This is a genomic window from Brachybacterium sp. Marseille-Q7125 (assembly GCF_023062615.1).
Lineage (GTDB): Bacteria > Actinomycetota > Actinomycetes > Actinomycetales > Dermabacteraceae > Brachybacterium.
This window is the reverse complement of record NZ_JALLAL010000021.1, coordinates 1-18594: the sequence shown is the minus strand read 5'-3', so window position 1 is coordinate 18594 and position 18594 is coordinate 1. Positions and strand designations below refer to the sequence as shown.

At 69.4% G+C, this 18594-nt stretch carries 16 protein-coding genes, 1 tRNA gene and 1 pseudogene; 12 read left to right on the top strand and 6 right to left on the bottom strand.

Features of this window, described 5'->3' with window-relative positions; translation table 11 throughout:
* Nucleotides 1-70: 70 nt before the first annotated feature.
* The 3 genes from MU407_RS07065 to MU407_RS14465 form a co-directional block, all read right to left on the bottom strand.
* A tRNA-Arg gene (locus MU407_RS07065) sits at nucleotides 71-143 on the bottom strand.
* A gap of 75 nt (nucleotides 144-218) precedes the next feature.
* Nucleotides 219-1268, bottom strand: a complete 1050-nt coding sequence (gene tsaD, locus MU407_RS07060; RefSeq protein WP_246956436.1) for a tRNA (adenosine(37)-N6)-threonylcarbamoyltransferase complex transferase subunit TsaD — start codon at nucleotides 1266-1268, stop codon at nucleotides 219-221.
* Nucleotides 1265-2143 carry a M23 family metallopeptidase gene (locus tag MU407_RS14465; protein WP_246956434.1) on the bottom strand — a complete coding sequence of 293 codons (879 nt, stop codon included), beginning with the start codon at nucleotides 2141-2143 and terminating at the stop codon, nucleotides 1265-1267. The genes tsaD and MU407_RS14465 overlap by 4 nt, the downstream gene beginning before the upstream one ends.
* A 297-nt stretch (nucleotides 2144-2440) precedes the next feature.
* Between MU407_RS14465 and MU407_RS07050 the strand changes: the two genes are divergently transcribed.
* From MU407_RS07050 to MU407_RS07035, 4 genes are all read left to right on the top strand, one after another.
* Complete coding sequence (locus MU407_RS07050; protein ID WP_246956432.1) at nucleotides 2441-3187, top strand: response regulator transcription factor; 747 nt, start codon at nucleotides 2441-2443, stop codon at nucleotides 3185-3187.
* Nucleotides 3184-4284 (top strand): ATP-binding protein, encoded by a 1101-nt coding sequence (locus tag MU407_RS07045; RefSeq protein ID WP_102235158.1) that lies wholly within the window; start codon nucleotides 3184-3186, stop codon nucleotides 4282-4284. The genes MU407_RS07050 and MU407_RS07045 overlap by 4 nt, the downstream gene beginning before the upstream one ends.
* A 118-nt stretch (nucleotides 4285-4402) precedes the next feature.
* Nucleotides 4403-8203 carry a multifunctional oxoglutarate decarboxylase/oxoglutarate dehydrogenase thiamine pyrophosphate-binding subunit/dihydrolipoyllysine-residue succinyltransferase subunit gene (locus MU407_RS07040; protein WP_246956430.1) on the top strand — a complete coding sequence of 1267 codons (3801 nt, stop codon included), beginning with the start codon at nucleotides 4403-4405 and terminating at the stop codon, nucleotides 8201-8203.
* Between the two features lie 81 nt (nucleotides 8204-8284).
* The gene (locus MU407_RS07035) at nucleotides 8285-8929 is read left to right on the top strand and encodes a GDSL-type esterase/lipase family protein (RefSeq protein ID WP_246956428.1); all 645 of its coding nucleotides are present in this window, start codon (nucleotides 8285-8287) and stop codon (nucleotides 8927-8929) included.
* 289 nt (nucleotides 8930-9218) lie between these two features.
* Here MU407_RS07035 and MU407_RS07030 read toward each other — a convergent pair whose 3' ends face one another.
* The gene (locus tag MU407_RS07030; RefSeq protein WP_246956426.1) at nucleotides 9219-9548 is read right to left on the bottom strand and encodes a zf-HC2 domain-containing protein; all 330 of its coding nucleotides are present in this window, start codon (nucleotides 9546-9548) and stop codon (nucleotides 9219-9221) included.
* On the bottom strand, nucleotides 9545-10252 hold the full coding sequence (locus tag MU407_RS07025) for a sigma-70 family RNA polymerase sigma factor (protein ID WP_281507744.1): 708 nt from the start codon (nucleotides 10250-10252) through the stop codon (nucleotides 9545-9547). Before MU407_RS07025 ends, MU407_RS07030 begins: the two co-directional genes overlap by 4 nt.
* 322 nt (nucleotides 10253-10574) lie before the next feature.
* Here MU407_RS07025 and MU407_RS07020 point away from each other — a divergent pair, with 322 nt between their 5' ends.
* The 7 genes from MU407_RS07020 to MU407_RS06990 all read left to right on the top strand — a co-directional run bounded on the left by MU407_RS07020 (nucleotide 10575) and on the right by MU407_RS06990 (nucleotide 17632).
* Entirely contained in the window at nucleotides 10575-11123 is a 549-nt protein-coding gene (locus tag MU407_RS07020) for a hypothetical protein (protein WP_102235154.1), read from the top strand.
* A 5-nt stretch (nucleotides 11124-11128) separates the two neighbouring features.
* Nucleotides 11129-12469 carry a 3-phosphoshikimate 1-carboxyvinyltransferase gene (gene aroA, locus MU407_RS07015; RefSeq protein WP_102235153.1) on the top strand — a complete coding sequence of 447 codons (1341 nt, stop codon included), beginning with the start codon at nucleotides 11129-11131 and terminating at the stop codon, nucleotides 12467-12469.
* Complete coding sequence (gene rsgA, locus MU407_RS07010; RefSeq protein WP_246956424.1) at nucleotides 12466-13518, top strand: ribosome small subunit-dependent GTPase A; 1053 nt, start codon at nucleotides 12466-12468, stop codon at nucleotides 13516-13518. Before aroA ends, rsgA begins: the two co-directional genes overlap by 4 nt.
* Nucleotides 13519-13672: 154 nt before the next feature.
* Nucleotides 13673-14464, top strand: coding sequence for a histidinol-phosphatase (gene hisN / locus MU407_RS07005; protein WP_102235151.1), 792 nt, complete (start codon nucleotides 13673-13675; stop codon nucleotides 14462-14464).
* Nucleotides 14465-14540: 76 nt separating this feature from the next.
* The gene (locus MU407_RS07000; RefSeq protein WP_246956422.1) at nucleotides 14541-15761 is read left to right on the top strand and encodes a pyrophosphate--fructose-6-phosphate 1-phosphotransferase; all 1221 of its coding nucleotides are present in this window, start codon (nucleotides 14541-14543) and stop codon (nucleotides 15759-15761) included.
* A 45-nt stretch (nucleotides 15762-15806) separates the two neighbouring features.
* A complete protein-coding gene (locus MU407_RS06995; RefSeq protein ID WP_246956420.1) occupies nucleotides 15807-16544 on the top strand; it encodes a C2 family cysteine protease in 738 nt (245 codons plus the stop codon).
* A gap of 332 nt (nucleotides 16545-16876) precedes the next feature.
* Nucleotides 16877-17632 carry an alpha/beta fold hydrolase gene (locus tag MU407_RS06990; protein ID WP_281507743.1) on the top strand — a complete coding sequence of 252 codons (756 nt, stop codon included), beginning with the start codon at nucleotides 16877-16879 and terminating at the stop codon, nucleotides 17630-17632.
* Between the two features lie 39 nt (nucleotides 17633-17671).
* Here MU407_RS06990 and MU407_RS06985 read toward each other — a convergent pair whose 3' ends face one another.
* Nucleotides 17672-18139 (bottom strand): hypothetical protein, encoded by a 468-nt coding sequence (locus tag MU407_RS06985; protein WP_246956416.1) that lies wholly within the window; start codon nucleotides 18137-18139, stop codon nucleotides 17672-17674.
* A gap of 163 nt (nucleotides 18140-18302) precedes the next feature.
* On the opposite strand from MU407_RS06985, the pseudogene MU407_RS06980 reads away from it, so the two are divergent.
* A pseudogene (locus MU407_RS06980) lies at nucleotides 18303-18467 on the top strand (transposase); the annotation flags it as partial.
* Nucleotides 18468-18594: the final 127 nt, after the last annotated feature.

The window sequence follows — 18594 nt, the reverse complement described above, 5'->3', positions numbered from 1 at the left end:
GGCACCCCCGCACAGAACCTGAAACAGGTCAGCTCCGGCAAAAACCGGGGCTGACCTGTTGTTCCATCAGCGCCCCCGACAGGATTCGAACCTACGACCTTCTGCTCCGGAGGCAGACGCTCTATCCACTGAGCTACAGGGGCTGACCGGATAAGACTAGCAACACCGCGCCGCCCTGGCCGGTCCTGGCCCGGGTGCGGCGCGGGATGTAAGCGACCTCACCGCGGCAGCGGCAGCTGCGCGCCGTGCAGCACCGCGGAGGGATCCGCGGCGATCCCCAGGCCGCTGGGGTCAGCGCCCGCATGGACCAGCAGGTCCCCGACGGCCGCGATCATCGCGCCGTTGTCGGTGCACAGCCGCGGCGGCGGAATGCGCAGGTCGACCCCCAGGGCGTCGCAGCGCTCCTGGGCCTGCGCGCGCAGCCGCGCATTCGCGGCCACCCCGCCGACGATGATCAGGGTGTCCAGGCCCCGGTCCTGCACGGCCCGCAGCGCCTTGGTGACCAGCACATCGACGACCGCCTGTTCGAAGGAGGCGGCGATGTCCGCGACCGGCACGCTCTCGCCGGCCCGCTCAAGGGTCTCCACGGTGCGGGCCACCGCGGTCTTGAGCCCGGAGAAGGAGAAGGTGTACGGGGCATCCTGGGGGCGCAGCATCGCCCGCGGGAAGCTGAAGGAGGTGGGATCTCCGTCGGCGGCGGCGCGGGAGATCACCGGGCCGCCCGGATAGCCGAGCCCCAGCAGACGCGCCACCTTGTCGAAGGCCTCCCCCGCAGCGTCATCAAGGGTGTCGCCCAGGTGCTCGATGGGATCACGCACGAGGTCACCGACGGCGAGGATCGAGGTGTGACCGCCGGAGACGATGAGAACGATGCTGCGTTCAGGCAACGGACCGTGCTCGAGGACATCGGCAGCGGCATGGCCCGCCAGATGGTGCACCCCGTACAGCGGGACGTCCAGCGACCAGGCGATGGACTTCGCCGCCGCGAGGCCGACGTGCACGGCGGTCGCCAGGCCCGGCCCGGAGGTCGCGGCGACGTGGGTGATGTCGCGCAGCTCGACGCCCGCATCGGCCAGGGCGACCTGCAGGGTGGGCACCGCCACATCGAGGTGCGCGCGAGCAGCGATCTCGGGGACGACACCGCCGAACTCAGCGTGCTGGGCAGCGCTCGAGGCGAGACCCTGGCCCAGCAGTCGGCCCTCGGAGACGATCCCGAAGCCGGTCTCGTCGCAGGAGGATTCGACTCCCAGGACGATGGGAGCGGTCACTGCAGGAAGGACATCGGGTTGGAGTAGTTTCCGTTGGCGTCCATCTTCGCGAAGTGCAGGTGGCAGCCGGTGGAGCGCCCGGTGGAGCCGACGTAGCCGACGACGTCCCCGGCCTGCACGGTCGCGCCCACCGAGGTGGCGAAGCCGGAGAGATGGTAGTAGCCGGAGATCTCACCATTGCCGTGGTCGACCTTCACACGGTTGCCGGAGGCGCCGTTGTACTCGACGGCCACGACTGTGCCGGCCCGGACGGAGCGCACGGGGGTGCCGCACCCGGCGGAGAAGTCCACGCCCTCGTGCATCTTGGAGTAGCCGAGGATGGGGTGGATGCGGTAGCCGTAGCCGGAGGTGATGGGGCCGGGCACGGGGCGGACGGTCCCGGAGGTGGCGGCCGGAGCGGTGCTGGCGTCAGCGGTGCCCTCGCCGTTCTCGGCGGCTTCGGCCGCGGGCTCGACGACGGGCTCGGGCTCCTCTACCTCGACGGTGATGCCGGTGCCCTCGGCCTCCTGCTCCTGCGCGGCGTCCTCGGACGTCTCCTTCTCCTCCGCCGGGGAGGTGCGCTCCTCGGAGCGGCTGGCAGCGGAGCCCGTATCGCGCACCTCGGCGTCAGCCTTGGCGGCGGTCGGAATGGCGACGGGCGCGGCGTCCTGCGGGGCGACCTGCGGGGCCTGCTGGGCCATGGGGGCGGGCTGCGGAGCAGTGTCCTCAACGCCCGCGGCAGCGGCAGCCAGCGGCGCGGCGATGGTCGCGGTGGCCAGAACGCCGACGACACCGACCTTCACGGCGCCACCGGGGACGCAGGAATCACGGTGGGTGCCCCCCACGGAGCGGGGCTTGCGCACGGCGGCGCGACCTTCGGCGCGGTGATTGGCCACGGGGCAACCTCTTCCTGTTTCGACGGCGGTTTCCTTGCAATGACGTTCGTCCGGTCGCGACGCCGGACAGGGAAGGACGCGTCGCCGAACAACGCGATCCAACGTACGCCGGAAATTCATGAACAACGTCCTGGTCAACCCGCTCATTGCCAAGTTTTTGCCGACCGGGCCCGGCACTGGCCGAGACTTGACGAACGACGCGTCCAGATGGGGACTGGGTCACATCGGACGCACTCGCATCCCCGCTCGCGCCGCCTCTCACAGGCGGTCCCGCAGGGTCCGCATTACAGTGGCGCCATGTCGAGCACAGAGCAGCACAGCTCCTCGTCCCCGGCCCCCGTGCGCGTAGTGGTCATCGAGGATGAGCCCACGATCACCCGGGCCATCGCCGATCGCCTGACAGCCGAGGGCTGGGATGTGGCCACCGCGCTCGATGGCCCCTCGGGTGTGCGCACCGTGTCCGAGCATCGGCCCGACGTCGTGGTCCTGGATGTCATGCTCCCCGGTTTCGACGGGCTTGAGGTATGCCGTCGGATCCAGGCCGAGGACCCGGTCCCGGTGCTCATGCTGACCGCCCGGGACGATGAGACCGACATGCTCGTGGGCCTCGGGGTGGGGGCCGATGACTACATGACCAAGCCCTTCTCGATGCGCGAGCTCGCCGCCCGGCTCAAGGCGTTGCTGCGCCGGGTGCGCCGCACCGGCGCCCCGGCCGCTCCCGGGCCGGAACCGCAGATGGCGCTGCAGATCGGCGACCTGGTGATCGACCGGGCAGGCCGACGGGTGATGCGCGGGGGCGTCCCGGCGCATCTGACGCCCACCGAGTTCGATCTGCTGCTGTGCCTGGCGAGCACCCCCGGCACGGTCCTGACCCGGGAGCAGCTGCTGGCCGATGTCTGGGACTGGGTGGATGCCACCGGCACCCGCACCGTGGACTCCCACGTCAAGGCGCTGCGCCGCAAGCTCGGCGCCGATCTGGTGCGCACCGTCCACGGTGTGGGCTACGCACTTGAGGTGCCCGCGGACGAGCCCGAGGACTCGTGAGCGGCTCCGTGCCCGCACCGCGCAGTCGCGTCCCCGATCGGCTAGATCTGCGACCGCTAGACCGCCTGCGCTCCTTCAAGGTCAAGCTCGGGGTGCTCGTGGCTGTGAGCGTGACGGTCGCCGCCCTGCTGACCCAGATCTCGATCCGCGCCGGAGTCGCCCCTCTGCTGGCTCTGCCCCTGGTGGTAGTGCTCGCACTGGTCTCCACCCAGGTGCTGGCGCGCGGGATGACCTCCCCGCTGCGGGAGATGACCTCAGCGGCCCGGGCCATGGCCCGCGGGGACTACAGCCGCGATGTTCGCGCCACCAGCCGTGACGAAGTGGGTCAGCTGGCCGCGGCGTTCTCCACCATGGCCGCGGAGCTGGAGCAGACCGACCGCACCCGTCGGGAGCTGGTGGCCAATGTGTCCCATGAGCTGCGCACCCCGGTCGCGGGGCTGCGCGCGCAGCTGGAGAACCTGGTGGACGGGGTGACCGAGCCGGATCCGGCAGCGCTCGAAGTGGCCCTGACCGAAACGGAGCGTCTCTCCCAGCTCGTGGACCACCTGCTGGACCTCTCCCGCTTGGATGCGGGGGTGATCGAGCTGGATCTGGAGATCGTGGAGCTGACCCCGTTCCTGCACGAAGTCGTGGACGCAGCCTCTCTCGCCGCTGGCGGACGGGATGTGCGCTGGATCGTCGAGGTGGAGCCGCCGGACCTCACGGTCGAGGCCGATGCTGCGCGACTCCACCAGGTGATCCACAACCTGCTGGAGAACGCCGCCCGCCACTCCCCCGTCGGCGGCCGCATCCACGTCTGCGCCGCGTCCGCGCAGGAGGGCGCCGGGGTGCGCATCGACGTGCATGACGAAGGCCCGGGGATCGCGCGGGAGGATCGCGCGCGGGTGTTCGAACGTTTCCAGCGGGGCGGCTCCCCGGATTCCTCGGGCGGCACGGGTCTGGGCCTGGCGATCGCGCGCTGGGCAGTGGGTCTGCATGGCGGGACGATCGACGTCGCCGATGACCCGCGGGCCGAGGCCGCCCACGATGGACGCTCCTCCCTCATCCGCGTTGTCCTTCCGATGCGGCAGGGACGCGAGGGTGACCGCCTGACGTGATGTCTCCCACGAATCTGCGGGCCTTTGGTCCCGTTCACGGAGCGCCCGCCGGGCCTGCAGTGGGGATAGGCTGACCTCATCCGTATCACCCGACCGTGAGAAGGCTGGCGATCTCAGAGTGTCACAGCAGACACAGGACTCCGAGCACGCGGAGTTCGGCCCGAATCAGTGGCTCGTGGACGCGCTCCGCGACCAGTGGCGACAGGATCCCTCGAGCGTCGATCCGAGCTGGGCGGAGTACTTCGCCGACAGTGGGCCGAGCGATGATGCGACCCCCGCCGTCGATAACTCCTCCGGCAAGAGTGCCGGCACCCCCGATCCCGCGAAGGAAGACGCTGCCGTGAACGAGGACGCCCCGCAGGCTAAGCCGGAGCAGACGCCGCAGAAGGCCTCGGCCTCCCAGGAGGAGCCGCGAAAGGAGAAGTCGGCACCGGCACCGCAGAAGTCTGCGACGGCGCAGAAGCCCGCCGCGAAGCCGACCCCTAAGGCGGAGCCGTCGGTGTCCACCACCTCGGACCGCCCGGCGAAGGTGCCCACCACCACGGCGCAGATCCCCGCCGTGGAGCTGCGTGAGCCCACGCCGCAGAAGCTGCGCGGCCCCGCCGCCGCCGTGGTGCGCAACATGGATGAGTCCCTCACCGTGCCCACCGCCACCTCGGTGCGCGACGTGCCGGTGAAGCTGCTGTTCGACAACCGGATGGTCATCAACAACCACCTCAAGCGCAAGCGCCTGGGCAAGGTCTCCTTCACCCACCTGATCGGCTGGGCGATGATCGAGGCGATCACCGAGATCCGGGACATGAACAACGGCTTCGACGTCGATGAGAAGGGCAAGCCCCTGCTCCTGGAGCGCGAGGACATCAACTTCGGTCTCGCGATCGACATGCCTCGCCCGGACGGCTCGCGCGGCCTGGTGGTGCCGAACATCAAGGCGGCGCAGCGCTTCGACTTCCACGGCTTCTGGCGCGCCTATGAGGAGGTCGTCAAGAAGGCCCGGGCCGGCAAGCTGACGATGGACGATTTCGCGCACACCACCGTGTCGCTGACCAACCCCGGGGGTATCGGCACCGTCCACTCCATTCCCCGCCTCATGAAGGGCCAGGGCGTGATCGTGGGTGTGGGTGCGATGGACTACCCCGCGCAGTTCCAGGGCGCGAGCCCCGCCACCCTCGCCGAGCTCGCGGTCTCCAAGGTCATGACCCTGACCTCTACCTACGACCACCGCATCATCCAGGGCGCCGCCTCCGGCGAGTTCCTCAAGGCGATGGGTGACAAGCTGCTGGGCAAGGACGGGTTCTACGACCGGGTCTTCGCCTCCCTGCGCCTGCCGTACCAGCCGGTGCGCTGGGTGCCGGACAACCCCTTCGAGCACACCGAATCCGAGCGTCTGGCCCGCGTGATGGACCTGATGCACGCCTTCCGCGTGCGCGGGCATCTGATGGCCGACACCGATCCGCTGCAGTACCGGGTGCGCACGCACCCGGACCTGGATGTGGAGACCTACGGGCTGACCCTGTGGGACCTGGACCGCTCCTTTCCCACGCGGGGCCTGGGCGGTCACGAGGAGCTGACCCTGCGGGAGATCCTCGGGCATCTGCGCGATGCGTACTGCCGCACCATCGGCGTGGAGTACATGCACATCTCCGATCCGGAGGAGCGCGCCTGGATCCAGGAGCAGATGGAGACGCCGCGCACCGCGTTCTCCAAGGACGAGCTGACCCACATCATGGATCGGCTCAACGCCGCGGAGGCCTTCGAGACCTTCCTGCAGACGAAGTTCGTGGGCCAGAAGCGCTTCTCCCTCGAGGGCGGCGAGTCCGTGATCCCGATGCTCGATGCGGTGCTCGCCGGAGCCGCCCGGGAGGGCTTGGACGAGGTCGCGATCGGGATGTCCCATCGCGGGCGTCTGAACGTGCTGTCGAACCTGGCCGGGAAGAGCTACGGCCAGATCTTCCAGGAGTTCGAGGGCAATTACGGTCAGAAGCTCGGCTCGGGGGATGTGAAGTACCACCTGGGCACCGAGGGCACCTACACCTCGCGCGACGGCGCGAGCACGAAGGTGTACCTGGCGGCGAACCCCTCGCACCTGGAGGCTGTGAACCCGGTGCTTGAGGGCATTACCCGCGCCAAGCAGGATCGCCTGGAGCGGCCGGAGGAGTTCCCGGTGCTGCCGGTGCTGCTGCACGGCGATGCCGCTTTCGCCGGCCAGGGCGTAGTCACCGAGACGTTGAACCTCTCGGAGCTGCGCGGCTACCGCACCGGCGGCACGATCCACGTGATCATCAACAACCAGATCGGCTTCACCACGCTGCCGGATTCCTCGCGTTCGTCCTTCTACTCCACGGACGTCGCGAAGTCGACGCAGCTGCCGATCTTCCACGTCAACGGCGATGATCCCGAGGCCTGCGTGCGGGTGGCGGAGATCGCCTTCAGGTTCCGCCAGAAGTTCCACCGCGACGTCGTGATCGACATGGTCTGCTACCGCCGCCGCGGCCACAACGAGGGCGATGACCCGTCGATGACCCAGCCGGAGATGTACCGCCTGATCAACGACAAGCCCTCCACCCGCAAGCTGTACATGGAGGCGCTGATCGAGCGCGGCGACCTCACCGAGGAGGAGACCGAGGGGCTGGTGCGCAACTTCCAGGAGCACCTGGATGAGGCCTTCGCCTCCACTCGCGAGGGGGCGGGCGAGCAGAACTCGCAGCAGAGCGTGCAGGGTCTCGAGCTGCCCGAGTCCCAGCAGGGCGAGGGCGGTCAGCGCGAGGTCTCCACGGCTGTGGATGCCGCGGTGCTGCAGCGCATCGGCGCCGCGCACGGCGAGGCTCCCGAGGGCTTCTCCGTCCATCCGAAGCTCGCCCAGGTTCTGGCGCGCCGTGAGCAGATGGCCACCGAGGGCAATATCGACTGGGCCTTCGGCGAGCTGCTGGCCTTCGGTTCGCTGCTCATGGAGGGCAGGCGCGTGCGCCTGGCCGGTCAGGACTCGCGCCGCGGCACCTTCGTGCAGCGTCACAGCGTGCTGATCGACCACGAGAACGGCGATACGTGGACGCCGCTGTCCTACCTCAGTGAGGGCCAGGCACGGTTCAACGTCTACGACTCCTCGCTCTCGGAGTTCGGGGCGCTCGGCTTCGAGTACGGCTACTCGGTGGAGAGCACCGACTCGCTCGTGCTGTGGGAGGCGCAGTTCGGCGACTTCGTCAACGGCGCGCAGACCATCATCGACGAGTTCATCTCCGCCTCGGAGCAGAAGTGGGGCCAGCGCTCCGGTGTGGTGCTGCTGCTGCCGCACGGCTACGAGGGCCAGGGGCCGGACCACTCCTCCGCCCGCATCGAGCGCTTCCTGCAGCTGTGCGCGGAAGACAACATGCGCGTCGCGATGCCCTCCACCCCGGCGAGCTACTTCCACCTGCTGCGCCGGCAGGCACTGTCCGAGCCGCGCAAGCCGCTGATCGTCTTCACCCCGAAGTCGATGCTGCGCAACAAGGCGGCGGTCAGCTCCGTCGAGGACTTCACGAGCGGTCACTTCGAGCCGGTGCTGCCCGATACCACGGTGGATCCGAAGGATGTCCGCCGCGTGCTGCTGACCTCCGGGAAGGTGTATTGGGATCTGGTGGCGCGCCGCGAGAAGCTCGGCATCACCGATACCGCGATCGTGCGCGTCGAGCAGCTGTACCCGCTGCCCACCGAGCAACTGCAGCAGGTGCTCGAGACCTACGGCGACGTGCCGCTGACCTGGGTCCAGGAGGAGCCGCGCAACCAGGGCGCCTGGAGCTTCATGGCGATGAACTTCATCCTGCAGGTCGGCCGCACCCTGCACGTGGTGGCCCGTCCGGCCTCCGCCTCACCGGCGACCGGCTCGAACCAGGCGCACAAGCAGGAGCAGGAGGCGCTGCTCGAGGAGGCCTTCGCGGACTGACCTGGCCGCGGCCCCGGTTCGCCCCGGGGCCGCGTGCGCGTCTAGAGTTGGCCCTTCCCATCCCCGGCCCAGGAGGTTCCGGTGCAGTCACAGCCCACGTCGTCCACCCCGGCCCAGGAATCCCGCATCCGCGTCATCGCCCTGGGCGATGAGCTGCTCGCGGGTGTGGGCGATGCCCGTGCCCTTGGCTGGTTGGGCCGTGCCGTGGCCAGCGAGCAGGGCACCAGCAGCCGCATCGACGTGTTCTCCGCGGCGCTGCCGGAGGAGACCTCCGCGGAACTCGCCGAGCGGTGGAGCGCCGATGTGGAGCGCCGCTTCTCCCGGGACGGACAGGCCGATGGCAGCATCGAGCACCAGGTGGTGCTCGGGATGGGGCGCGCCGATGTCGCCGCCGGGGTATCCCTGGCCCGCTCGCGCCTGAACCTCGCCAAGGTCCTCGACGGCCTGGAGCGGCTGCGCATCCCCGTTTTCGTGGTGGGCCCTGCACCGAGCCGGGATCCGGGGCTGAGCGCCGGGATCCAAGATCTGTCCGGGGCCTTCGAGGATGTGTGCTCCCGGCGCCGCATCCCCTATGTGGACACCGTCGGCGGGCTGACCGGCCATGAGCAGTGGGAGGGCGACCTGGCGCGCTCTGCCGGGGACCATCCGGGGCAGACCGGCTACGGGCTGATGGCCTGGCTGGTGCTGCACGGTGGTTTCGGGGCCTGGCTGGGGACCTCCGCCTGAGCAGCACACCACCCGCCCCACTGCTGTGTGAGCTCGGTGACGAGCAAACCGTCGGCCCTGCTGCGGACCATGAGGCGGGCATGCTCCTATGGCACAATTGCCGGGTTACCCGGGCGAAGGAAGGAGAGCGTGATGAGCAAGCGAGGCCGCAAGCGCAAGGCGCGTCGCAAGAACAGCGCGAACCGCGGTAAGCGCCCCAACAGCTGACCGTGGTCGCCGCGTGCGACGCACCGGCCCATGACAAGCGGCCCCTCCCATCTGGGAGGGGCCGCTTGTCATGCGTGCACGGTCAGCGGGCGGGGCCGCTGCGGCGCGTGGTGGTGCGGGTGACGGTCACGGAGGTGCCATCGGCCCCGGTGCGCGTGACGGTGACGCTGCGGCACTGCAGGACGATGCGGTCGCGCAGCGCGGAGGGGGCTCGGTCTGCGCAGCTGCGTCGCACCAGCTCCTTGAGCAGCTGCAGCTGCTCCCATTCCTCGGCGCATTCGGGGCAGTCCACGGTGTGGCGGCGCATGCGCTCCACGGTCTCGTGGGGCAGCTCGCCATCCAGTGCTTCATGGAGACCGAAGCGGAGGTCACGCCCGGCGTCGCCGGCGGGGGCATCCTGGTTCGTGCTCATCGCTCCTCCTCCGTGGCGTCCGTGGTGGTCGTGGTGGTCGCTGCTGTCGCGTCGGTCTCAGCGGTCCCTGCCCCATCGGGGGCTTCACGCAGGAAGCCGCTTGAGCGCGCGTAGTCGGCGAGCTTCTCGCGCAGCTGGCGCCTGCCGCGGTGGAGGCGGGACATGACGGTCCCGATGGGAGTGTCCATGATCTCCGCGATCTCTTTGTAGGCGAAGCCCTCCACATCGGCGAGGTACACCGCCATCCGGTAGTCCTCGCGCAGCTCGCCGAGCGCCTCCTTGACGGCGGTGTCCGGCAGGTGGTCCAGCGCCTCATTCTCCGCCGAGCGCAGCCCCCGACTGGTGTGCCCGGCGACCTCCGCGAGCTGCCAATCCTCCACCGTGTCCGTCCAGGACTCCTTGGGGCGGCGCTCCATCTTGCGGTACGCGGAGATGTAGGTGTTGGTCATGATGCGGTACAGCCAGGCGCGCATGTTCGTCCCCGGCGTGAAGCGGTCCTGGGCGCGGAAGGCCTTCACGAAGGTCTCCTGCACGAGGTCCTCGGCATCGTGCGGATTGCGGGTCATCCGCAGGGCGCCGCCGTAGAGGGAATCGAGGTGGCTGAGGGCCTCGGCCTCGAAGTCGAAATCGGCGACGTCGCGCTCCGCTGCTGCGTCGGCCCGCAGCGGATCCTCGGTGGCGAGGGTGGTGTGATCGGTGCTCATCACCGATGAATCTACGGCACCGCGGCTCATCGGGGCATCCGGACAGGACGGCTCACGCTCCAGCACGGCTGCGGCCATGGGCGACTCCTGAGGGGCTCGAGACGGATCGGTCCCGGGCGGGATGATCCGGGCGGGCCCGCGCGATGCGCGCCTCGATACGGCAGCTCGCGTCGAGGCTCGTATCGCGTGTATCGCGTGCTCCGCCGACCAGTTCAACGTGCCGGGGGCGCGGATCATTCCCTGGGCGGTAGTCTGGTGCGCGGTGACCAGGATCGCTCCCGGTCACCGGCAGTGCCCCCATCATCAAGAACGTGAGGACATCATGGCTCTGGTCCGACGCATCGCCCGTCCCCTGCTCGCCGCCCCCTTCGTCTTCGAGGGCGTGCGCACCGCCCTGCATCCCGAGCGGCAGATCGACGTGTTCCCGCAGGCCTTCGAGGCCGCGGACAAGTCTCTCGCCGGGGTCTCGCAGGTGCCGTCGTTCCTGGATATGCGCACCATCGTGCGGGCGACCGGGGTGGTCGCCGCGGGTGCTGGCCTGATGTACGCCACGAACCGCTGCCCGCGCCTGGCGGCGGTCACGCTGCTGGCCACCACGTCGGTGGGTTGGGCCGGCCGCAAGCGCGTGTGGGAGCTGCGGGGCGAGGATCTGACCGGGGAGATCCAGTCGATCCTCACCGACGCCGGCCTGCTGGGCGGCGTGCTGCTCGCGGCGGTGGATCACGACGGCAAGCCGTCGCTGGGCTACCGCGCGGAACAGTTCATCGAGCGGTCCCAGAAGAAGGCCGCCAAGACCCAGCGCGACCTCGAGAAGAAGGCCAAGGGCGCCGTCGGCAACGCCCAGAAGCAGCTGGCCGCCCAGCGCGGCTGAGCGCCGTGCCGTCGGAGGTGCTGTGGAACGCACCGGTCGCCGACCAGCCGGTCGACGCCCTGGTGCGGGTTCCGGGGTCGAAGTCGCTCACGGCCCGCTGGATGCTGTTGGCGGCCGTGGCCGATGGGCCCAGCTGTCTGCGGGGTGCCCTGGCCTCCCGCGACACCCGGTTGATGCGGGATGCCCTGGAGCGGCTGGGAGTGCATCTGTCCGTCCGCGACGGTGCGCTGCACGTCGAGCCGATGCCCGAGCCGGGGTCGGGCGAGGATGCCGCGCCGGTGGAGATCCATACGGGCCTCGCCGGCACGGTGATGCGTTTCGTGTCGCTGCTGGCGGCGTTGCATCGCGGGCAGGTGCACATCACCGGGGATGATGCCGCGCTCGTACGCCCCATGCACGCGGTGATCTCGGTGCTGCGGCAGCAGGGCACCCAGGTCACCGAGCACGGTGAGGCCGGTCATCTGCCGATCACGGTGCACGGCACCGGGCGGCTGCCCGGGGGCCGGATCGAGGTGGACGCCTCCGAGTCCAGCCAGTTCCTCTCCAATGTGCTGCTGGTCGCGGCGCGGGCGGAGCAGGATGTGGAGCTCGTGCACGTGGGTGAGACCCTGCCCTCGCTGCCGCATGTGGAGATGACCGTGGAGACGCTGCGCACCGCGGGCGTGCAGGTCGAGCACGGCCGCGATGACCAGGGCCGACACACCTGGCGCGTGGCCCGCGGGCCGATCAGCGGCGGGCAGGTGACGATCGAACCGGACCTGTCCAATGCTGGGGCGTTCCTCGCCGCGGCCGTGGTCACCGGCGGGACCATCGCAATCGCCGACTGGCCCGAATCCACCACCCAGCCCGGGGACTCCTACCGCGAGCTGCTCACGCGGATGGGCGCCGAGGTGTTGCGAGAAGATGACGAGCTGTGCGTGCGCGGCACCGGCACGATCCGCGGGATCGACGCCGACATGTCGGCCGTCGGCGAGCTGGTCCCCACCATCGCGGCGCTGTGCGCCCTGGCGGACTCCCCCTCCCGCCTGACGGGGGTGGCGCATCTGCGCGGACACGAGACGGATCGTCTGAAGGCCCTGGCCACCGAGCTGACGAAGGTGGGGGCGCAGACCCGGGAGCTTCCCGACGGGCTGGAGATCGTGCCCGGTCCGCTGCGCGGCAGCGTGTTCGAGACCTATGAGGATCACCGCATGGCCACCGCCGGGGCGATCATCGGTCTGCGCGTGCCCGGGATGCAGATCGTCGATGTGGGCACCACGCAGAAGACCCTCCCGGACTTCGTGGGGATGTGGCTGTCGATGCTGCATCCCGAAGCGGCCCCCGATGATGGGGTGGAGTCGGCGTGAGGCGCCCGCTGCGGGACTACGACGAATCGGATGTGCGCATCCGCCCGAATCGTCGCGGTTCCCGTCCGCGCACCAAGGACCGCCCTCGGCATGAGGATGCGATCACTGCGCGGGTGATCTCCGTGGACCGGGGCCGCTGGCGCACGATCGTGGACGCCGGCACCGAGCAGGAGCGGGCGGTCACCGCGATGCGCGCCCGTGAGCTGGGCCGCTCCCCCATCGTCCCCGGCGACCTCGTGGGCCTGGTGGGCGACACCTCGGGGCGCGACGGCAGCCTGGCACGGATCGTGCGGATCGCAGAGCGCTCCTCCTTCCTGCGTCGCAGCGCCGATGACGACGATGCGACGGAACGGCCGCTGGTCGCGAATGTGGACCTCATGGTCCTGGTGACGGCCGTGGCCGCCCCCGAGCCGCGCGGCGGCATGATCGACCGCTGCCTGGTGGCAGCATCCGTCTCGGGCATCGAGGCGCTGCTGGCGCTGACCAAGACGGATCTGCGCGACCCTGAGCCGTTCCTGTCCTCCTATGCCCCCCTGGGATTGGAGCACGTGCAGACCCGCCGCATGATCACCGCCGATGGCACGGAGCAGATCGCGGGCCTCGATCAGCTGCGCGAGCACCTGACCGGGCGGGTGAGCGTGCTCATCGGCCATTCCGGGGTGGGCAAGTCCACGCTGCTGAACGCCCTGGTGCCCGGCGCGGATCGCGCCACGGGTCAGGTCAACGACGTCACGGGCCGGGGACGGCACACCTCCTCATCGGCTCTGGCGATGCAGCTGCCCGGCGGCGGCTGGGTGATCGACACCCCGGGGGTGCGCTCCTTCGGGCTGGGGCATGTGGATCCCGAGGATCTGCTGGAAGCCTTCGCGGATCTGGCGCCGCTGGCGGAGCAGTGTCCGCGCGGCTGCACGCATCTGGCGGATGGCCCGGATTGCGCGCTGGATGAGCTGGTGGCCGCCGGGGAGGCCGGCAGCGCGGGGTCCGCGCGGCTGGAGTCGTATCGGCGCCTGGCCACGGTGCTGCGCGCGAACGACCCCTGGGACGTGTGAGCCTCTAGGACGCGTGAACCTGCGAGCTGTGCGAGCCTGCGGGGTGACGGGGCTGCGAGCCGTCGGGGGCTGCAGAGCATGTCGGCCTATGCGGCGCAGGCGCGCCGGGCGTGGTACCCGCCGACACGACCCGCGAGCGCCTACTGTAGGGGTCATGCCCTCTCGTTTCGCCGATGACCTGCGCCTTGCCCATGTGCTCGCCGATGCTGTGGATCAGCACACCATGAGCCGCTTCAAGGCCCAGGATCTCGAGGTCTCCACCAAACCGGACCTGACCGAGGTCACCGATGCCGACCGTGCCGCCGAGCAGATGATCCGCTCCCAGCTGCAGCGCTCCCGCTCACGGGACCAGGTGATCGGCGAGGAGTTCGGCACCACCGGCAGCGCAGCCCGCCAGTGGATCATCGACCCCATCGACGGGACCGCCAACTTCGTGCGGGGCGTGCCGGTGTGGGCCACACTCATCGGCCTTGTCGAGGAGGGGCGAACCGTCGTGGGGCTGGTCTCCGCGCCAGCGCTGAACCGGCGCTGGTGGGCGGCGGAAGAGGGCGGCGCCTGGACCGGCTCGCGACTGAGCAGCGCGACCCGACTGCACGTCTCCCAGGTCTCCACCCTCGAGGAGGCCTCGCTGTCCTACTCCTCCCTGCACGGCTGGGCGGACCGCGAGCAGCTGCCGCAGATGCTGAACCTCATGCAGCGGTTCTGGCGCACCCGCGCCTACGGCGACTTCTGGTCCTACATGCTCGTGGCGGAGGGCGCCGTGGATGTGGCCTGCGAGCCGGAGCTCAACCTCCACGACATGGCGGCGCTGGCCCCAATCGTCACCGAGGCCGGAGGGCGTTTCACCTCGCTCGAGGGCGAGGACGGCCCGTTCGGCGGCAATGCGCTGGCCACTAACTCCCTGCTGCATGAGGACGTGCTGGAGGCACTGCGCGGTCGGGACTGAGCGCCTCGGCGACGCCCAGGTGGGGATCGCTAGACTCGACGCGACCGAAACCCCATCGTGAAGGGATCCCATCCTGATGACCGTCAAGCGCGTCGCCCTGCTGACCGCCGGTGGCTATGCCCCGTGCCTGTCCTCCGCCGTCGGCGGCCTCATCGAGCGCTACACCGAGCTGGTGCCGGACGTGGAGATCATCGCCTACAGGCACGGCTACTGGGGCCTGCTGTCCGGCGAGAAGATCGTGGTGGATGACGAGGTGCGCGCCAAGGCGGGCCTGCTGCACAACTACGGCGGCTCCCCCATCGGCAATTCGCGCGTGAAGCTCACCAACACCAAGGACCTCGTCGAGCGCGGCCTGATCCAGGAGGGGCAGAACGCCCTGGAGGTCGCCGCGGACCGCCTCAAGGCCGACGGCGTGGACGTGCTGCACACTATCGGTGGCGATGACACCAACACCACCGCCGCGGATCTGGCGAAGTACCTGCACGAGAACGACTACGACCTGCATGTGGTGGGTCTGCCCAAGACGATCGACAACGACATCGTGCCGATCCGCCAGTCCCTGGGGGCGATGTCCGCCGCGGAGCAGACGAGCGTCTTCGCGCAGAACATCATCGCTGAGCACGGCTCGAACCCGCGGATGCTGATCGTCCACGAAGTCATGGGCCGGGCGTGCGGCTACCTCACCGCGCAGGCGGCCGAGTACTACCAGCAGTGGCACGCTCAGCAGGAGTGGCTGCCGGGGATCGGCCACCGCGCCGAGCGGTGGGACCTCCACGCCGTGTTCCTGCCGGAGCTGAAGCTCGATATCGATGCCGAGGCCGAGCGTCTGAAGAAGGTCATGGACGAGGTCGGCTGCGTGAACATCTTCCTGTCCGAGGGCGCGGGGATCCCGGAGATCGTCGCCGAGATGGAAGCCCGCGGTGAGGAGGTCCCCAAGGATCCCTTCGGCCACGTCAAGATCGACACCATCAACCCCGGCCAGTGGTTCGCCAAGCAGTTCGCTGAGAAGCTCGGCGCAGAGAAGGTCATGGTGCAGAAGTCCGGATACTTCTCCCGCTCCGCGAAGGCGAACCCGGAGGATCTGCGACTCATCAAGTCCATGACGGACCTGGCGGTGCAGGTGTCCCTCGAGGGTGGTTCCGGCGTGATCGGCCACGACGAGGGCAACGGCAATGTGCTGCGCGCGATCGAGTTCGAGCGCATCGCCGGTCACAAGTCCTTCGACGTCACCCAGGACTGGTTCGCGAAGGTCATGGAGCGCACCGGCCAGAAGATCGTCCCGGCCGAGCAGCACTGACCGACTGAACGCACCGGGGGCGATGGCTGTGAGGAGCCCAGCGCGATGAGCATGGACCGCCCCCGCGTGCGGACCTGGCGCCGCACCCTGCACGCGCTCGCCCCCATCGGGCGGGCGCGTGCCGTGCGTCTGCGGGTGGATACCGGACCGCTCGCGCCCGCGGTGCTGCGTCGGCCCCGTCAGGGGCAGCTCGGGGACTGCTGGGTGATGGCCGCGCTGCTTGCGGTCCATGAGACCGCCCCGGAGCGTCTGCGGGCGATGCTCGAGGAGGACGCCGATGGGGGCGTGCTCGTGCAGCTGCCGACCGTCGCGGAACCGATCCGGGTTGAACGCCGGTATCCGGTCGATGAGCAGGGGCGCTGGCTGCACGGCCGACGGGATGGCGCGAACCCCGGCTGGGTGGGAGCGCTCGAGAAGGCCATCGCGCAGCATGTGGCCGGCGGCTACCGCTTCCTGCAGTCCGGCTTCGGCCGGTTCGGGCTGGAGGTGCTGACCGGGCAGCGGGTGCGCTCCATGCTGCGCCTGCCCTCGGCGCAGGAGATCATCAGCTGGCGCGGCGAGCAGCGAGCGATCTTCGCCTCTACGCATCCGCTGAGCCCATTGGTGGCGAGCCCCGTCGGCCCGCTCCCCCGCAATCATGTGTTCGCCGTGGTGGGAGCGGATCCGCGGTCCGGGCATGTGCATCTGCGCAATCCGGGCCGGCCCGGGGAAGTGCTGGTGCTGGATGCGGTGAGGTTCCGGCGGGGTTTTCTCTCGGTGGACATCAGCGCGCCGCTGCGGTAAACCGCTCCGGCTCACGGTCCCCACTGGGCGCCAGAGGGTCGCTGGCGGGGCACTGTCGGGACGTCAGCTCTGCTCAGACGGGCGATCGTCCAGTACGCTGCGGTCATGGCGGCGGGGGGCGAGATCCACTGGCCGGACCCCGCGGCGATGGCGCCGGGTGCTGGCCCGCATTGGCGTGGGGACGGCGAACCTGGTGCTGCTCGCCGTGGTCGGTTTCTCGGGCTATATGGGTCACCTGGTGGCCCAGGGCGCCGCGCAGAACATGACGCGGGAGGAGACGCTCGCGAACCGTGAACCGTTCGTGCCGGACGTGGACCGCCTGGCACAGACCTATGAGCTCACCCGCAGCGAGGTTTCCTCCACCCGGTTTGACCACGCGATCCCGGTGCTCGAGCTGCGCACCCAACCAGCCCGCGCGCGGGACGGTGGTGATGGTCCACGGCATGGGCGGTACGAAGGAGACGGTGATGCGCCCGGCCCAGATGTTCCTCGAGGCTGGTTTCGATGTGGCAGCCCTGGCCCAGCGCAACTCCGGGGACAACACGGCACCCACCAATTCATTCGGGGTGCTCGAGTCCTACGACATCCTCGACGTGGTCACGCAGGTGGATGAGCGGCTGGAGGAGGGGCAGCTGCTGGTGCTGTGGGGCGAGTCCTACGGCGGGCCATCTGCCGGGATCGCCCTGGGGCGGGATGCGTCGCGGATCGATGCGCTGATCCTGGACTGCCCGGTCGCCAACGGGCGCGTGTTCATCGAGCAGGTGCTGCAGGAGGTCCAGGCCGAGCAGGGGATCCCGGTGGGCTACATGATGGCCGTCGGCACGGTCATGAACCGGATCGAGCACGGCTGGTGGCTGGGCGAGGCGGAGGTCACGCCGTGGCTCGCGAAGACGTCGCGGCCGACGCTGGTGCTGCGCACGATGGCCGATGAGGTCACTCCCCCGCCGATGGGGCAGACGCTCTACGATGCTGTGCCCCATGCGGATAAGCAGCTGGTGACCTCTGAGGAGGCCGAGCATGCGCAGATCCACCGGGACGATGCGGAGCTGTACCGGCGCAGCATTGAGGAGTTCCTGAACGCGCTGTGATGCGCCGCCGCAGCGCGTTCACTCGGTGGCACAGCGCGTTCACTCGGTGGCGTCCGATCCGGTGGCATCGGCGGAGGCATTGTGCCAGGCAGCCGCGTTCGCGCCGGGCTGAAGGTCGATCTCGGCGCGGTAGCTGTACTTCTTCGGCCAGGTGCCGAACGTCGTGAAGCGATTGACCACCTCGGTCTCCCCCACGGCGATGCGTTCGAGGGCGTCACCGGCGAAGAGATACGCGGTCGGGCCTTCGCGATGGACATCCGTGCCCTCGGCAATGGCGATGCGCGGGAGCTGGTCGATTCCTGCGGGGAAGACCTCCATGAGGTCCGCGTGCTCGCTGTATTTCGAGAAGGACCGCCGCTGGCCCTGCATCGGCAGCGGCACCGGGAACGGCGCCAGCACGATGCTCTGAGAGTCCACGACGACGTGGAACTCGGTGCCGTTCAACCGCAGGAACTCGACGTCACGCAGGGTGAACAGCGGAAAGGAGACCGGTTCCTGGCTGTCCACGCCGATGGGGCCGGCAGCTGCAGGGGCCGCGAGTTCGCCGTGGTGGACTCGGTGATGTCCACCTCCCTGCGGCGGTCCTGGAGATCCGTGACAGCAAAGGCGATGTTGGGGCTGGGGTGTACCAAGGTTCTTGGACAGTCTTCTATGAGGAAGGATCAAGGACATGGCAGGAAGATCCAGGCGTAAGTTCAGTCCCCAGTTCAAGGCCGAGGCAGTCCAGCTGGTGATCCAGTCCGACCGGCCGATCGTCGAGGTCGCTGGCGAGCTGGGGATCATTCCCGGCACCCTCGGGAACTGGGTGAACAAGTACCGTGAAGAGAATCCCGAAGGCCTGTCAAATGGTGTGTGTAAGGGGTGTGGCACCACCCCCTGAAGGAGACACACTGTGACGATTGACGCCATGCCGAAGATGAGCGCCGAGGAGCGCGCTGAGCGTCGTAGAAAGCAGGCCGAGC

Bases quoted from the DNA above. Each gene is read 5' to 3' on its own strand.
- hisN (WP_102235151.1), top strand. From the start codon at position 13,673: ATGCCCTCTCGTTTCGCCGATGACCTGCGCCTTGCCCATGTGCTCGCC.
- MU407_RS07025 (WP_281507744.1), bottom strand. From the start codon at position 10,252: ATGAGCACCGATCACACCACCCTCGCCACCGAGGATCCGCTGCGGGCC.
- MU407_RS07050 (WP_246956432.1), top strand. From the start codon at position 2,441: ATGTCGAGCACAGAGCAGCACAGCTCCTCGTCCCCGGCCCCCGTGCGC.
- MU407_RS07030 (WP_246956426.1), bottom strand. From the start codon at position 9,548: ATGAGCACGAACCAGGATGCCCCCGCCGGCGACGCCGGGCGTGACCTC.
- MU407_RS06990 (WP_281507743.1), top strand. From the start codon at position 16,877: ATGAGCTCACCCGCAGCGAGGTTTCCTCCACCCGGTTTGACCACGCGA.
- MU407_RS06995 (WP_246956420.1), top strand. From the start codon at position 15,807: ATGAGCATGGACCGCCCCCGCGTGCGGACCTGGCGCCGCACCCTGCAC.
- MU407_RS07000 (WP_246956422.1), top strand. From the start codon at position 14,541: ATGACCGTCAAGCGCGTCGCCCTGCTGACCGCCGGTGGCTATGCCCCG.
- MU407_RS07020 (WP_102235154.1), top strand. From the start codon at position 10,575: ATGGCTCTGGTCCGACGCATCGCCCGTCCCCTGCTCGCCGCCCCCTTC.